The sequence below is a fragment of the Alteraurantiacibacter lauratis genome (genome assembly GCF_037154155.1).
In the GTDB taxonomy this organism is placed as follows: Bacteria; Pseudomonadota; Alphaproteobacteria; order Sphingomonadales; family Sphingomonadaceae; genus Alteraurantiacibacter; species Alteraurantiacibacter lauratis.
Window position 1 is genome coordinate 1 of sequence record NZ_JBANRN010000002.1, and the last position, 14,481, is coordinate 14,481.

Here is a 14,481-nt window from a genome sequence, read left to right on the forward strand (position 1 = left end):
ACCAAAGAATCATACCTCGGCTTCGTCGCACTGGCCTCAATCAAACTCTGGATACCCTTTGTCCACGAAGCCTAGTAATCGCGGCTGTATTCGGCCGCGACACTTCCCCGGCCCAGCGTATTGATCGCGGCGAGCAGCGAAATCCAGCGCGTGATGCGGTATTCCAGCTCGGTCGCGTTATAGCCCTGCCCGTCGGTGATCAGCTCGACATACAGGCGACGCGTGATGTTCTTGCCCAGGGCGACAGCCGTTCCCCGGTTCTGTGCCGCATCGGCGGAGACAATGCGCAGCCGGTCGAGCCCGATCGCGGTGCGCAGGCGGTTGATCGGATCCAGCCCCTCGCCGCCGCGCAGCGCCGCCAGTGCAGCCCCCAGTTGCAGCGCGTCGGTGGCCGACAGATTGGTAATCGATCCGCCAAACAGCAGCCGCGCCATCAACTCCTCCTCCGGCAGCGAAGGCACCGAGGAGAAGGCGATTTCCGGGCGGCTGGCATTGCCGCGCACGGTGACATCAACGCTGATCCCGTCCACTTCGGATTCGGCCAGAATGTCCAGCCGCGGATTGGGCGGCTCGCTCTCGTCGAAATCGATGCGCCCGCGGGTGATTTCGAAACGCACCCCGGCAAAGGTGTAATAGCCCTGCCGCGGCACGATCCGCACCTCGCCGCCAATGCGCGGATCGGCGGTGGTGCCGCGCAGGCGGATTTCCCCGCCCCATTCGCTATCCAGCCCCATGCCATCCACTTCCAGCCCGCGCACTGCGCGCGCATCCACCAGATAACGCCACGGCCGGGCCGCGCGCCGGGCGGGCGCAATATCGGGTGGTAGGTTGATCTCGGTAATGGCGATATCAGGCAGTTCCACCGTTTCCGCCGCCGCGCCCAGCCGCCAGAACGCCTCGCGCACTTCCAGCCGCCCGGCAATCGTGCCGTTCACCCCGTCCGATACAAAGCGCATCGGCCCGGTCACCGTCGCGCGCATTCCCGGCAATTGCAGCAAGCGGGCATTGCGCGCGGCAAGGCGCACATCGAGCTGCGGGCCGCGGTCGCGGGTCATGTTCGAAAAGTCGACAAAGCCGCTGCCAACAACGCTCCCGCCACCCGGCGACGTCCCGCTGAACCGGGTCAGGCGCAGGCGCGACCCGTCAAACCGGCCCTGCACTGCCACATTGGATATATCGGTGCCGGTAGCCGCGCCCTGCACCTGCAAGCCATTGCCCGAAACCGATCCGCGCACTCGCGGGGTGCCCAGCGTCCCGCGCACTTCGGCCGCCACGTTTACCCGGCCCGCCACGTCGAGCACCTCAATCGCGGCCAGCCGCCACAAGGCTTCGGCCGGGCCCTGATACCGCAGCTGTGCCAGCAGATCGCCCGCATAAAGCCGCGCGGCAAGGCCGCGATCCCCGCCTGCGCCGGCCAGCGGCAGATCGGCGATCCGCGCGTCCAGCCGGCCACTGGCACTGTCGCCATCGCGAATCACCGCGCGGGCTTGAAACAGGCTGGGGGAAAGATCCGCCACCAACGCGAGGTCAAGCGGGCGCGAAGTGAGCAGCAGGCCCGACCGGCTGAGATTGCGCACGAGCAGCCGCGCATCGCCCACCGGCACGCCGCTTGCATCCGCCGCAAGATTGACGACGCCCGAAACGGAACCTCCCAACCCCAGATCGCCCAGAACGACATCCGCCACCGCAAGCGGCATTCGGGCGAGAGCGAGGCGCCCCTGCACCGGCTCCTCCCCGCCAAAGCGGCCATTGGCGATCACAAAGCCCCGGCCATAGGAAATCTGCGCCTGCTGCAATTCCCAGCCGCCATCCCCGGTGCGCGAGATGACCGCGCGGCGCGGCATGGCGATGCTGCGCCCCGCATGCGATCCGCGCAGCGCCAGGCTGATCTCGTCGCCCGTGGCGGTGCCGTTGAGCTGCATTTCGAAGCGGCTGCCGCGCTGCCCCGCAATCGCCGCGTCAAAGGCACCCACGCCGTTGCGCAGCGCCGCATTTCCCGCCAGCCTGCCCACGAAAAGCTGGCCGTAACTGACGCCAACCGCAGCTAAATCGCCTTCGATGGTGACGCCTTCACTGCCCCCCGCAGCTGGCACGAAGCCCCGCAGTGCAATGTCTCCCTCGGCAATCTGCAAGGCTGCTTCGCCGCCGAAGCGGGCGTTGCGCGCGGTGGCGTCAATCACGAAGCCCTGCCCCTCAGGCCGTGCAGCAAGGCCGATGCGCCCCTCCACCCCGCCGCCCGACAGGAGCAGGCCGCCATCCACGCCGCCTTCCGCCAGCTGCAGCTGTCCCCTCAGACGCGTCTCCGCCACGTCAAGGCGGTTCACCGTGATACGCACCGGCTGCGCTTCGGCGGCCAGCAGGAACAGATCGCCATCAAACAACCCCAGCAGCGATTCGCCGCGAGTCAGGATTGCAAAGCCATCGCCCTGCGGCTCCAGCGACACGCGCACATCGCGCAGGCCCGCGGCAGGCAGCGGATCGGCCAGCACCAGTTCGGCACGCGGGCCATCATCGGCCAGCGTGGCCTCCACCGTGAAGGGGCCATAATCGACGTGCCGCCCTGAGCCCACAAGGCGGGTTCCGCCCTCTTCCACGCGGCCATCGAGCACCGCTTCCAGCTTGGTCGCGGTGATGCGCATGGTGGCAAAGGACAAGGGCTGCCCCTCACCCAACGTCAGTCCGCCTGCAAAACGGATGTCCTGCCCCGCAAGCGTTTCCAGCGTGGCGTTTGTCGCCTCAGCCACGCGCCCGTCCAGTTGCGCCGCCAAGGACCACGGACGCCCCCCGCCGATCGCAAAATCGATCCGGGCATTGCTGTCCACCGTGCCGATATCGGAAAAGGCGAGGCGCGTCGCGCGCACAGGTCCGGTCACACGCACCGCGCCCGACGCCAGATCCGCGGCAAGCGCCAATTGCCCGGTCAGGCCGGGAAAGGCGACATCCAGCCGCTCGCCCACCAGGCGGTTGCCATCCAGCACCAGCGCACCGCGCATGCGCCCATTCACCAGCCGCGGATCGAACAGTTCGGCCCCGCTGACCACCCGGCCGATAGTTGCATCGAGCGGCACCAGCCACGCATCGCCATTGCGTGACAGGCGGCCTTGCTGCACCACATCGGACACGACGATCTCGCCCGCCACAATGCGCCGCACCGTCAGCCGGTGATCGGCCGCTGCCGTGGCAAAGGGGCCATCCAGCCGCGCATTCAGCACCGCGCCTTCCAGCGCCACCGCCTCGCCGAACAGCGTGGGGTCAAGCAGGCGGGCATCGACCTCAAGCCCGCGAAAGCGGTTATCGGCCAAATCGACCGCGCCGCTGCCATCGACATCCAGCGCCGCCCCGCGCAAGGCAAAACTGCCCTCGGCCACGCTCGCCTCCAGCGTTCCGGCGGCCGTGAAGGCCACTTCCGGCCCCAGCGCACGGGCGGTAAACCCTTCCACCAGATCGCCCGGCATTGCGCGCCCGACCACGCGGTACTGCCCCGCCTCGTTAAACAGCGAGAGGTCGATCAGGTCTTCCCCGCCAAGCTGCGCCTGCAAGGTGCCGTTCCAGCGCGTCCAGCGCCCCTCGCCCCGCAGCCGCACATCCAGCGCTTCGTTCGCGCCTGCCATTGTGGCCAGAAATCCGCCTTGCGGCGCTGCCCAGTCGAGTTCCAGGTCGAAAATGTCGCCATCAGGCTCGGCATGGGCGAGCAGGCGCAAGACATCGCCGCCGCCCAGTTCGCCGCCCGCATCCACGAACACCCGGCCCCGGCGCACATCGGCGCGCGCGCGGAACTGCACCATGCGCTCCTGCCCCAGCACCGCCTCGGCCACGCGCAGGTCCTCCACCACCAGCCGATCCACCCGGATGTCGAAATCGGGCAGGATCGGCGCATCAGGATCGCCGGGCAACAGATGGGGAACCGCGTTCAATTGCCCGTCGATCAGAATCAGGTGGCGAATATCCAGCCCGGTGAAGAACCACTTCCACGGCCGCCAGTTGAGATCGACTTCGGGCACTTCCAGAAACAGCACGCCATCGGCATCGCGGAACTTCACATCGGTGAAGCTGGCGCTCCACAGCACCGAGCCGCTTATGCCGCCCGCCTCGACCGACAGGCCCGATGCGGGGGCGTAGGCGGCAATCTGGTTCAGCAGGAATTGCCTGCCCGGCGGCGTATGCAGAAAGGCCACCGCCGCCAGCAACAGCGCGGCGAGAACGGCAAGCACGCGCCCCGCCCAAACCAACGCGCGGCCACCCGGCATACCGCGCCGTGCAAGCGCGGGGGTTGCAGAAGCGGCTTCCACCTCGGCCATCAGAACGCCTGCCCCAGCGCGACATAGACGGCCACCGGCGCATCACCTTCGCGGCGGTTGAGCGGCACGCCGACATCAAGGCGGATGGGGCCAAAGCCGGTCTGGTATCGCACACCCACCCCCGCGCCGAGGCGGATGTCGCTGAAATCGGGCACTGAATCGCGGTTGACAACGCCCGCATCGATAAAGGGCACAACGGCAATTGCCCCGTCGAACAGGCCGGTGGCAATGCGCGCCTCGGCCGACAGTTCGAGCAGCGAGCGCCCGCCATTGGGTTCGCCCACAGCATCGCGCGGGCCGATCGCCTGATAGCCATAGCCGCGCACCGAGCCGCCTCCGCCCGCGTAGAAGCGCCGCGACGGCGCGATGGCCGCAAGATCCGCGCCCACAATGCTGCCCGCCCGCGCACGCGCCGCCAGCACCACGCTGTCGTTGGCCGGGTGATACCAGCTCATATCGACTTGCACCTTGGCATAGGTGGAATTGGCGCCATTCGTACGCGACAGTTCAGGGCTGATTGCACCGCGCAGACGGAAGCCCTGCGTGGGATCAAGCAGGTCATTGCTCGAATCAAGCTGCGCCCAGACCGGCAGGGCCGCAATCAGGAAGGTTTCGCGTGGCAGGATCACGCTGCGCCGCTTGCGGTCGGTTTCGCGGCTCGCCACCAGTTCCAGCCCGCCGCCATAGGACAGCGGTTTCTGGAACAACAGCGTGCTCACCCGTTCATAGGTGGTCACAACCGAAACCCTGCGCGCCGCGAAGGCGACATTATCGACATTGGACACAAAGGCATCCGCTGTCAGGATGCGGTCGCGGCCGTGAAAATTGTTCTTCCGGAATGTAATCCCGCCCAGCTGTTCCTGCGTGCCCGCAATGGCGCGCACGCGCAGCAAGCCTTCGGGCGGGAACAGATTGCGGTGTTCCCAGCTTCCCGCCAGACGGAAGCCTTCTTCGGTGCCGTAACCGATCGAGCCTGCCAGCGTGCGCAAGGGGGCAGGCGTCATGTCCACCGCCAGATCAACTGTGCCCGGCTGGTCGCCCTGCGGGGCACGCACTTCGACCGGTGTTACATCCAGCGTCCCGACCAGCCCGGTCGCCAGGATTGCCCGACGCAGGTCGATCTCCTCGCTCCGCCGGTACAGATCGCCTTCGTCGAAGCGCGCGATCCGCGAAAGATGGCGCGCGGGCAGGAAATCCTCGCGGTTGCTGATGAGCTGACCGATGACATAGCGGCCACCCGGCTCCACCGGCATCAGCACATCGCCTTCGGCCCGCGCATGATCGACCAGCAATTCCGGTTCGGCCAGCATGGCAAAGGGATACCCGCTTTCACCCAGTGCTTCGTCCAGCGCGATGCGTGCATCCTCTATTGCGTCGAGCGAGATCGGATCGCCGGGAAATACGGCGAAAGTCGCACGCAAAGCCGGGTAATCGGCGCCTGCCGCCGTCAGATTGCCCAGATCGACCATACCCACCGGGAACCGGCGACCGGGGATGATATCGAGCCGGGCAAAGGCACCCTCGGCCCGTTCGGCGGCGTCTTCGGGCACATCGACCGAACGGATCACCTGCGCATCAAAATAGCCATAGGTGTGCAGCAGGCGTTGCAGCAATTCCTCGTCCGCGCGCGCCTGCGCCGCCAGCCGCGCCCGGCTGCCGCCATCGTCCAGATCGACCACGGTGGACAGCGCGCGGAAACGTTCGAGAATTTCCTCGCGTTCGGGGAATTGCGCCAGATCGGCAGGGAAAGAGAGGACCAGCTCGCCCGAAAGCCGCTCCTCGCTGGCACCGGGAAGCGGCGGGATAACCGCGTCGAAGGCGACAAATTCCACCGGCTCGGCATCGGGTTCGAGCGGCGCAGCATCCTCGATCACCAGATCGTCGGGTGCCTCCAGCGTCAGCAATGGCATGGGATCCATCGGCGAACCGGCATCGAGCGCGTTGGCCTCCTCGTCCGCCGGCGGGGGCCCGGCGCCGTCCAAGGCCCAGCCTTCCGGATCGTTCACCGCCGATTGCGGGATCAGATCATCGAGAGTGGGAAGGCTCTGCGCGGCAAGCGGCAAGGCGGGCAGGCACAGCGCGATCGCCAGCCCCATCGCTGCCGCGCTTGCGCGCGTCAACCAGGCATTACGGGCGGCAATGGCGGCAGGATCAGACGAAACGGTACTGCCTGTGTTCGCCGGGGGCGCCATCCTTTGATCCCCCTTCCATTTCCTGATCCAGCCGCGCGGCGCCTTTTGCCACAGCGGCGATGCGGGCAGACTGCTCGGTTTCGGGCATACGGGCCCACCCGTCGGGGCCAAGCTGTTCGAGCGGGCGATAACGCACCTTGTACTGCATCCGGGGCGATCCATCGACCCAGTAGCCCAGATAGACATAGGGCAATCCCGCTTCCGCAGCGCGGCGGATATGATCGAGGATGACGAAATTGCCAAGCCCGCTACGCCCCTCGCACTCCGGATCGTAAAAGCTGTAGATCATCGACAGGCCATCCCCCTGCCGGTCGGTCAGGCAGGCGGCGACAAGCCGGCCCGGTCCGCCATCGGGATCGGGCTCCCTGTATTCGATTACAAAGCTTGAGACCGAAGTATGTTCCACCATGTCGGCATAATCCACCTCGTCCATGGCGGCCATCCCGCCGCCCGGATGCCGGGCAGACAGATATTTCTGCAGAAGCGCGAACTGTTCGCTGGTGGCCCAGGGGCGGCATTCGTTGACGATCAGGTCGCCGTTGCGCTTCAGATTGCGGCGCTGCGTTGCCGATGGCTGAAATTCGTTCGCCACGACGCGCACCGACACGCAGGCGCGGCAATCCACGCAGCTGGGGCGATAGGCGACCGTCTGGCTGCGGCGAAAGCCGATGCGCGACAGGGCATCGTGCAATTGTTCCGAATGCGGGCCTTTCAGCTCGGTAAACACCTTCCGCTCGGTCTTGCCGGGCAGATAGGGGCATGGGGCCGGGCTGGTTACGAAAAACCGGGGAAATCGGACGGGCGCTGTCACCTGTGGGCTGATCCTGTAGCCTTGAATGGGTTGATCCGTCTTGCGACAGAACCCGGTTATGCCTGCCGGATTCGTATCGCGATACAATCTTAACCATAAAACGACACAAGGTCAGAAATTATTTGCACAGGATCGGGGTCAACGCATCGGCACCCGCCCCGAAACGGATCAGTTCAGTTCCACCTGGCTAACGGAATAGCCCTGCGCGCGCAGATCGGAAATCAGCGCTTCGAGCTGTTCACGGTCCCTTGCCTCGCATTCGATATCGGTGATCAGCCCCTTCGCCGGCAGATTGGTGAAGATGCGCTGGTGGTAGATTTCCAGGATATTCACATTGTGCCGGTTGAACAGGTGCATCACCTTGAACAGCGCGCCAGGGCGATCCTGCAGCGTGATCTGCAGCCGCGCCAGCCGGCCCGATCGCGCCAGATCGCGCAGCAGCACATTGGCCAGCAGGCGCGTGTCGATATTGCCGCCGCACAGCACCAGACCCACCCTCTTGCCGCGGAAGCGCGCCCGGTGCGCCAGCACCGCCGCCAGCCCCGCCGCGCCCGCGCCTTCGACCACGGTCTTTTCGATCTGCAGCAGCAACGAGACCGCTTCTTCCAGATGCGGTTCTTCGACCAGCACGATATCGTCCACCACATCGCGAATGATCTGGCGGGTGAAATGCCCCGGTTCCTTCACCGCGATGCCTTCGGCCAGCGTGTCGCCGCCGCAGGGCAGTTCCTGTCCCTTGATATGGCTGAACATCGACGGGAACAGCGCGGCCTGCACACCCACCACTTCAACACCGGTGCCAAGGCTGCGCGCCACCGTCCCCATGCCCGAAATCAGCCCACCGCCGCCAATCGGCACGACGATGGTATCAAGGTCGGGCGCATCGGCGAACATTTCCAGCGCGACCGTTCCCTGCCCGGCCGCCACCAGCGGATCGTCGAACGGGTGAATGAAGGTGAGGCCCAATTGCCGCTCCATCGCGCGGGCATGGGCATAGGCTTCGTCAAAGGTTTCGCCTTCGAGCACCACCTTGCCGCCCACGCTTTCGGTCTGCATGACCTTCACGGTCGGCGTGGTGCGCGGCATCACGATCGTGACCGGCACGCCCAGACGGGTGCCGTGATAGGACAACCCTTGCGAATGGTTGCCCGCGCTCGCCGCGATCACGCCCTTGGCGCGCTGCTCTGCCGACAGGTGCAGCAGCGCATTGAGCGCGCCGCGTTCCTTGTAGGCGGCAGTGAATTGCTGATTCTCGAACTTGAGCCAGATGTCCGCGCCGGTAATGGCCGACAGGGTCTTGCTGTGCAGGGTGGGCGTGCGCACCACGGCATCGCCAATCGCATCCGCAGCGGCGCGGATATCGGCAATGTCGAGGCGGGCCTTGGCCGGTGTTTGCATCGGGGTCGTCGTGGTCATGCGCAGCGGCCTATCGCAGAAATGACGCCAAGCCAAACCCCATGATTGCTTTACCGCGCCCATGCGGGCAGTCAGGCGGCGATGACAGATTCCCTTTCGATTGCCTTTCTGGGCCTTGGCACCATGGGCGCGCCTATGGCCTGCCACCTTTCCCGCGCGGGCCACCGCGTGACCGGCTGGAACCGCAGCGAAGCGCGCGGACAGGCGTTTCTGCACCGCGCGAGCGCGGCGGGCCTCGCCGTCAAACTGGCCGCCAGTGCCGCCGACGCCGTGGTTGGCGCAGATGTGGTGCTCACCTGTCTTGGCAAGGACGATGATCTGGCCGAAGTGGTCTTGGGGGCCGATCCGGGCGATGGCGGCGTGCTGGCGGCGATGAAGCCGGGCGCGCTGTTTGTCGATCACACCACGGTCAGCCCGGCACTTGCCCGACGCATTGCGGCAGAGGCGGATGCGCGCGGACTGCTCGCCCTCGACGCGCCGGTATCGGGCGGACAGGCGGGCGCGGAAAACGGCGCGCTCTCGATCATGTGCGGCGGCAGCGAAGCGGCGATGCAGGCCGCACAGGGCGTGCTGCGCGCTTATGCCAAGGCCATCGTGCATATAGGCCCGGCGGGCGCGGGTCAGGGAGCCAAGGCGGTCAACCAGGTCTGCATTGCCGGCGTGCTGGCGGGCCTTTCCGAAGCGCTGCGGCTGGCGCAGGCGAGCGGGCTGGACACGGCCAAGGTGTTTGACGCCATCAGCGGCGGCGCGGCGCAAAGCTGGCAGATGGACAACCGCTGGGCCAGCATGGCCGCCGATTCCTTCGATTTCGGCTTTGCGGTCGATTGGATGCGCAAGGATCTGGCGATTGCGCTGGCTGAAGGGCGCGAATGTGGCCTGTCGCTTCCCGTCACCGCTCTGGTTGACCAGTTCTACGCCACCGTCCAGCAGATGGGCGGCGGACGGCAGGATACCAGCGCGCTTGTCCGCCATCTGGGCAAGGGGAATGCGGCATGAAGCGCCTTGCCATGATCGCCAGCGTGGCGCTTGCCTGCGTCTTGGCCTCCCCCGCTGCCGCGCAAACCCATTTCGACAATCTGGAAGGCATTTCAGTCACCCGCGATGGCCGGGTGGATCGCTTCGCCGGCATGGTGGTGGGCGAGGACGGGCGCGTGCTCGAACTGCTCGATTTCGGCGACCGGCCGCGCACCTCCATTGCCTTTCGCGTGGACATGGAAGGGCGCGTTGTCGTTCCCGGCATCGTCGATTCCCATACCCATGTGATGGCGCTGGGCCTGTCCAAGCTCTCGCTTGACCTGTCGGACACGACCTCGCTGGAGGACGCGCTGGCGCGCATCGCCGCCTATGCCGAGCAATACCCCTTGCGCCCGTGGCTGGTCGGGCGCGGCTGGAACGAGGAGCGGTGGGGACTTGGCCGCCTGCCTACAGCGGCCGAACTCGACGCGGTTGTCGGCGACCGGCCGGTGGTGCTGACCCGCGCCGATGGCCATGCGGTATGGGCCAGCAGCGCGGCGCTGGCCGCCGGCGGCGTCACCGCGCAGACGGCTGATCCTGCGGGCGGGCAGATCGTGCGCCGGGGAGGGGCCGGGCCGGGGGCCCGCGCACCGGCAGGCGTGCTGATCGACAATGCGATGCAGCTTGTCACCGCGCATATCCCCCCGCCGCGCGCGGTGGATGCCGACCTTGCCTTGCACGAGGCGCAGATCGAGTTCTTCCGCCACGGGGTGACTGCTGTGGCAGACATGGGCACCAGTGTCGAAGACTGGATGACATTCCGCCGCGCGGGCGATGCGGGCCGCCTGAGGCTGCGCATCATGGCCTATGCCGATGGTGTGCCGGCCATGCTGCTCATCGGCGGGCCGGGGCCGACGCCGTGGCTGTATGAGGACCGGCTGCGGCTGAACGGGGTGAAGCTGTTTCTGGATGGAGCGCTGGGATCGCGCGGCGCGCTGCTCAAATCGCCCTATGCCGATCGGCCGGGCCATCGCGGCCTTTCGCTGCTCGACGGGACGCAATTGCGCAATCTGATGAGCCGGGCGAGCATGGACGGTTTCCAGGTGGCGATCCACGCCATTGGCGATGCCGCCAATCAGGATGCCCTCGATGCCATTGCGCAATTGGCGGAGGATTTCCCCGGCGACCGGCGCTGGCGTATCGAACACGCGCAGATCGTCGATCCGGCGGATATCGCCCACTTTGCCCGCCACGGCATCATTGCCAGTATGCAGCCCGAACACCAGGCATCGGACAGGCTGATGGCCGAGGCGCGATTGGGGCCGGATCGATTGCGTGGTGCCTATGCCTGGGCCTCGATCGCCGCGACGGGCGCTCCGCTCGCCTTCGGATCGGATGCGCCGGTGGAGCGCGCCGACGCGCTGTCAGGCATCGCGGTTGCCATCAGCCGCACCGATGCGGCGGGCCAACCAGCAGGCGGATGGCTACCGGAGGAAAGCATCAGCCGCGAGGCCGCGCTCGCCGCCTATACCGCCGGCGGTGCTTACGCCGGCTTTGCCGAAGGGCGCTTTGGCCGTCTGGCAGTAGGCGAACGCGCCGATTTTGCGGTGCTGAGCGATGACCCGCTGGCCCTAAACGCCGATGGCATTCGCGCAACGCAGGTTCTCCAGACATGGATTGCCGGGCAAAGGGTATGGGCGCTGGGCGAGGATGCGCCCGCCGATACCCTGCCCGAAACCCTGCCCGATGATGTGCCTGGCCTGCCGCAAGATGCCGACGTTTACGGCCCCGTGCCAGAAGGCCGCTAGAGCGGTTTTTGCGCGCCCTCGCCCGCGGCGGATTCGGCGGCCTCGGCAGCCTCTGCTTCTGCCTTTTCCTTTTCGCGCCTCTTCTCGCCCATCCGCATCAGCACCAGCGATCCTTCGAACAGCATCAAGAGAGGCAGCGCCAGCAGCAGCTGCGATATCACGTCAGGCGGCGTGATGAAGGCGGCAAGGATAAAGACGGCCACCACCACATAACGGCGCGCGCCCACCAATTGCGCGCGGCTGACGATCCCTGCGCGGTTAAGCAGCAGCAGCAGCACCGGCAGAAGGAAGCTGATCCCGAAGGCCAGAATGAACCGCATCACCAGATCAAGGTAATCGCCCATCGCGGGCAGCGCCTGCGCCTCCAGCCCGCCCGCATTGCCCTGAAATCCCAGGAACCATTTGAACGCGGTGGGCATCACCACGAAATAGGCAAGGCTTGCCCCAGCGGTGAACAATATCGGCGTTGCCAGCAAGAAAGGCAGGAACGCCTTCTTCTCCCGCGCATAGAGGCCCGGCGCAATGAACGCCCACATCTGGTTGGCAATCACCGGAAAGCTGACGAAGAAGGCCGCGAACATGGCCACCTTCACCTCGACGAAGAAAGCTTCGTAGAGGCGGGTGAAGATGAGCTGTCCCTGCCCTTCGGGGAAGGCCTGCGTCAACGGCCGCACCAGAAAGCCGAAAATGTCATCCGCAAAGTAAAAGCAGACGCCAAAGGCCACCAGAAATGCCAGCACCGCGCGCACCAGCCGCGTGCGCAGTTCGATCAGGTGATCGAGCAGCGGGGATTGCGTATCGTCAAGGTCTTTCAGCTTGAAGGCCATGCGTCAGCCTGCCTTATCCGGTGCAGGGGACACCGCAGGTGGCTCTGCCGGTGCCGCTGCAGGCGCGGGCGTGGCGGCGCTTTCGGCACGGGCGCCAGTGGCTGCCGCATCGCTTGACGCGTCGAGCGGCGGGCCAGCCGGGGCCGGATCGCTGGTGGGTGCGGGCATCATTGGCTTGGCCGGATAGGCGCCGGTCTGCTCCGTTCCCGGTGGGCCGCCATTCGGATGCATCGCCATGATCTTCTCGTTCTGCGCCTTCCACTTCCTTTCCAGCTCCTCCATCTCCGCCTCGCGGATCATGGCATCGAGCCCGGTGCGGAAATGCGAGGATATGCGCCGCAACTTGCCCACGAAACGGCCTACCACGCGCAGGGCGGCGGGCAGTTCCTTCGGGCCGATGACGATCACCGCCACCACAATGATGAGCAGCAATTCCTCTGCGCCGATATCGAACATGGCCTGCGGCGCCCTGAGAGGGGATTAGTTGACGGTCTTGTCGGCAGGCGCGCTGTCGGCAGATTGGGCGGCGGTCGAGTCAGCCGGGCGGGCGTCTCCCGTGATTTGCGCGGGCGGCGGGGCGGCGGCGTTGCTGCCTTCGCTCATCCCTTTCTTGAAGCTGCTGATACCCTTGCCGAAATCCCCCATCATTTCGGAAATGCGCCCGCGCCCGAACAGCACGAGCACGACGATTGCGACGATCAGGATCTGCCAGATACCGGGCTGCATTGTGAATTCCTTGCGTTAAGCGTGTCCAGGCAACCTAGGCGCTTTCCTTCGGGTTTTCCAGCGAGTCTGTCGCTTCGGGCGAAATATCGGCCCGCTGTTCCATCGCTTCGTCGAAGGCTTCGTCCACCGGATCGAGCAGGCCGGCAGCTTTCAGCTCGTCAATACCGGGCAGATCGCGGCGGCTGGCAAGGCCGAAATGGTTCAGGAAATCGGGCGTGGTGGCGTAAATCACCGGCCGGCCCGGCACATCGCGCCGTCCTGCCACGCGCACCCAGCCGGCCTCCATCAGCACATCGAGCGTGCCCGCACTGGTCTGCACGCCGCGGATCGCCTCGATCTCCGCGCGGCTGACGGGTTCGTGATAGGCGATGATCGCCAGCACTTCGGTCGCGGCGCGCGACAGGCGGCGCAGCTGGTCCTTCTCGCGGCGCAGCAGATGCGCCATGTCGGGCGCGGTCTGGAACTGCCAGCGCTTGCCCCGTTCGACCAGATTGACGCCGCGCGGCGCGTAATGCGCCTGCAATTGGGCAAGCGCGCCTTTCACATCCGCCCCTTCCAGATGCGCGGAAATCTCATCAGCACTCAGCGGCGTCTCGGCCGCGAACAGCAGCGCCTCCACCGCGCGTGTCAGGTCGTCTGGTGCGCCGCTCATCCCTTCACCCGCCGCAGGTGCAAGGGGCCAAACACATCGTCCTGCCGCAATTCCGCCTTGCCCAGCCGCGCCAGTTCCAGCGCGGCCACAAAGCTGGAGGCAAGCGCCGAGCGACGCAGGCGCGGATCGGCGTGCGGGGGCAGGAAGGCGCGCAGTTCCATCCAGTCGAGCGTCACGCCCAGCATCGCGGACACACGCTCGATCGCCGAATCGAGCGTCATCACCGGGCGCTCGCGCACCATATGCACCACCGGCTGCGTCCGTCGTTTCACATCGCCATAGGCGCGAATGAGGTCAAACCAGTCGCATTGCCACTGATTGCGGCGCAGCACCCGCACGCCTTCGGGCGCACCGCGGGCGAACACATCGCGGCCCAGCCGGTCGCGCGCCATCAGCCGCGCGGCGGCATCGCGCATCGCGCCCAGCCGTTCGAGCCGCAATTGCAGGCGCAGCGCCAGCTCTTCGGGCGAAGGGTCCTCCTGCTCCTCCTTGGGCAGCAGCATGGCGGATTTGAGGTAGGCAAGCCAGGCTGCCATCACCAGGTAATCGGCGGCGATTTCCAGCTTCAGCGCCTCGGCCCGCTCGATATAGGCGATATATTGGTCAACTAGGGCAAGGATCGAAATCGCTTTCAGATCAACCTTTTGCCGCCGCGCCAGATCGAGCAGCAGGTCAAGCGGGCCTTCCCATCCATCGAGTTCGAGATAAAGCGCGGCATCGCCGCCCGGCTGGCTGGCGGCACCATCCCATTCGGGCAAAGGCGGCTGTTCCATGCCGGGGAGCAGCGCCGCGTCCTC

Annotated in this window: 11 protein-coding genes; 2 read left to right on the forward strand and 9 right to left on the reverse strand. The window is 66.3% G+C overall.

Going from position 1 to position 14,481, the window contains the following annotated elements; translation table 11 throughout:
* Positions 1 to 71: 71 nt before the first annotated feature.
* The 4 genes from WFP39_RS02325 to WFP39_RS02340 all read right to left on the reverse strand — a co-directional run bounded on the left by WFP39_RS02325 (position 72) and on the right by WFP39_RS02340 (position 8,717).
* Entirely contained in the window at positions 72 to 4,298 is a 4,227-nt protein-coding gene (locus WFP39_RS02325; RefSeq protein ID WP_336917533.1) for a translocation/assembly module TamB domain-containing protein, read from the reverse strand.
* On the reverse strand, positions 4,298 to 6,418 hold the full coding sequence (locus WFP39_RS02330; protein WP_336917534.1) for an autotransporter assembly complex protein TamA: 2,121 nt from the start codon (positions 6,416 to 6,418) through the stop codon (positions 4,298 to 4,300). Before WFP39_RS02330 ends, WFP39_RS02325 begins: the two co-directional genes overlap by 1 nt.
* Positions 6,419 to 6,449: 31 nt before the next feature.
* Entirely contained in the window at positions 6,450 to 7,301 is an 852-nt protein-coding gene (locus WFP39_RS02335; RefSeq protein ID WP_336917535.1) for an arginyltransferase, read from the reverse strand.
* A 168-nt stretch (positions 7,302 to 7,469) separates the two neighbouring features.
* Positions 7,470 to 8,717 carry a threonine ammonia-lyase gene (locus WFP39_RS02340; protein ID WP_336917536.1) on the reverse strand — a complete coding sequence of 416 codons (1,248 nt, stop codon included), beginning with the start codon at positions 8,715 to 8,717 and terminating at the stop codon, positions 7,470 to 7,472.
* Between the two features lie 81 nt (positions 8,718 to 8,798).
* Here WFP39_RS02340 and WFP39_RS02345 point away from each other — a divergent pair, with 81 nt between their 5' ends.
* Entirely contained in the window at positions 8,799 to 9,713 is a 915-nt protein-coding gene (locus WFP39_RS02345; RefSeq protein WP_336917537.1) for an NAD(P)-dependent oxidoreductase, read from the forward strand.
* Positions 9,710 to 11,479 (forward strand): amidohydrolase, encoded by a 1,770-nt coding sequence (locus WFP39_RS02350; RefSeq protein WP_336917538.1) that lies wholly within the window; start codon positions 9,710 to 9,712, stop codon positions 11,477 to 11,479. The genes WFP39_RS02345 and WFP39_RS02350 overlap by 4 nt, the downstream gene beginning before the upstream one ends.
* Here WFP39_RS02350 and tatC read toward each other — a convergent pair.
* From tatC to WFP39_RS02375, 5 genes are read right to left on the reverse strand one after another with little or no spacing between them, the layout of a single operon-like run.
* Entirely contained in the window at positions 11,476 to 12,306 is an 831-nt protein-coding gene (gene tatC, locus WFP39_RS02355) for a twin-arginine translocase subunit TatC (RefSeq protein ID WP_336917539.1), read from the reverse strand. The two genes, WFP39_RS02350 and tatC, sit on opposite strands and share 4 nt — an antisense overlap.
* 3 nt (positions 12,307 to 12,309) lie before the next feature.
* Entirely contained in the window at positions 12,310 to 12,762 is a 453-nt protein-coding gene (gene tatB, locus WFP39_RS02360; protein WP_336917540.1) for a Sec-independent protein translocase protein TatB, read from the reverse strand.
* Between the two features lie 24 nt (positions 12,763 to 12,786).
* Positions 12,787 to 13,032 carry a twin-arginine translocase TatA/TatE family subunit gene (gene tatA, locus WFP39_RS02365; RefSeq protein ID WP_336917541.1) on the reverse strand — a complete coding sequence of 82 codons (246 nt, stop codon included), beginning with the start codon at positions 13,030 to 13,032 and terminating at the stop codon, positions 12,787 to 12,789.
* A 34-nt stretch (positions 13,033 to 13,066) separates the two neighbouring features.
* A complete protein-coding gene (gene scpB / locus WFP39_RS02370; RefSeq protein WP_336917542.1) occupies positions 13,067 to 13,684 on the reverse strand; it encodes an SMC-Scp complex subunit ScpB in 618 nt (205 codons plus the stop codon).
* On the reverse strand, positions 13,681 to 14,457 hold the full coding sequence (locus WFP39_RS02375) for a segregation and condensation protein A (protein WP_336917809.1): 777 nt from the start codon (positions 14,455 to 14,457) through the stop codon (positions 13,681 to 13,683). The genes scpB and WFP39_RS02375 overlap by 4 nt, the downstream gene beginning before the upstream one ends.
* Between the last annotated feature and the right edge of the window lie 24 nt (positions 14,458 to 14,481).

What these genes read in the sequence shown, in the direction of transcription:
- WFP39_RS02325 (WP_336917533.1), bottom strand. Translation starts at nt 4,298, where the DNA reads ATGGCCGAGGTGGAAGCCGCTTCTGCAACCCCCGCGCTTGCACGGCGC.
- WFP39_RS02340 (WP_336917536.1), bottom strand. Translation starts at nt 8,717, where the DNA reads ATGACCACGACGACCCCGATGCAAACACCGGCCAAGGCCCGCCTCGAC.
- WFP39_RS02345 (WP_336917537.1), top strand. Translation starts at nt 8,799, where the DNA reads ATGACAGATTCCCTTTCGATTGCCTTTCTGGGCCTTGGCACCATGGGC.
- WFP39_RS02350 (WP_336917538.1), top strand. Translation starts at nt 9,710, where the DNA reads ATGAAGCGCCTTGCCATGATCGCCAGCGTGGCGCTTGCCTGCGTCTTG.
- tatC (WP_336917539.1), bottom strand. Translation starts at nt 12,306, where the DNA reads ATGGCCTTCAAGCTGAAAGACCTTGACGATACGCAATCCCCGCTGCTC.
- tatB (WP_336917540.1), bottom strand. Translation starts at nt 12,762, where the DNA reads ATGTTCGATATCGGCGCAGAGGAATTGCTGCTCATCATTGTGGTGGCG.
- tatA (WP_336917541.1), bottom strand. Translation starts at nt 13,032, where the DNA reads ATGCAGCCCGGTATCTGGCAGATCCTGATCGTCGCAATCGTCGTGCTC.
- scpB (WP_336917542.1), bottom strand. Translation starts at nt 13,684, where the DNA reads ATGAGCGGCGCACCAGACGACCTGACACGCGCGGTGGAGGCGCTGCTG.
- WFP39_RS02375 (WP_336917809.1), bottom strand. Translation starts at nt 14,457, where the DNA reads ATGGAACAGCCGCCTTTGCCCGAATGGGATGGTGCCGCCAGCCAGCCG.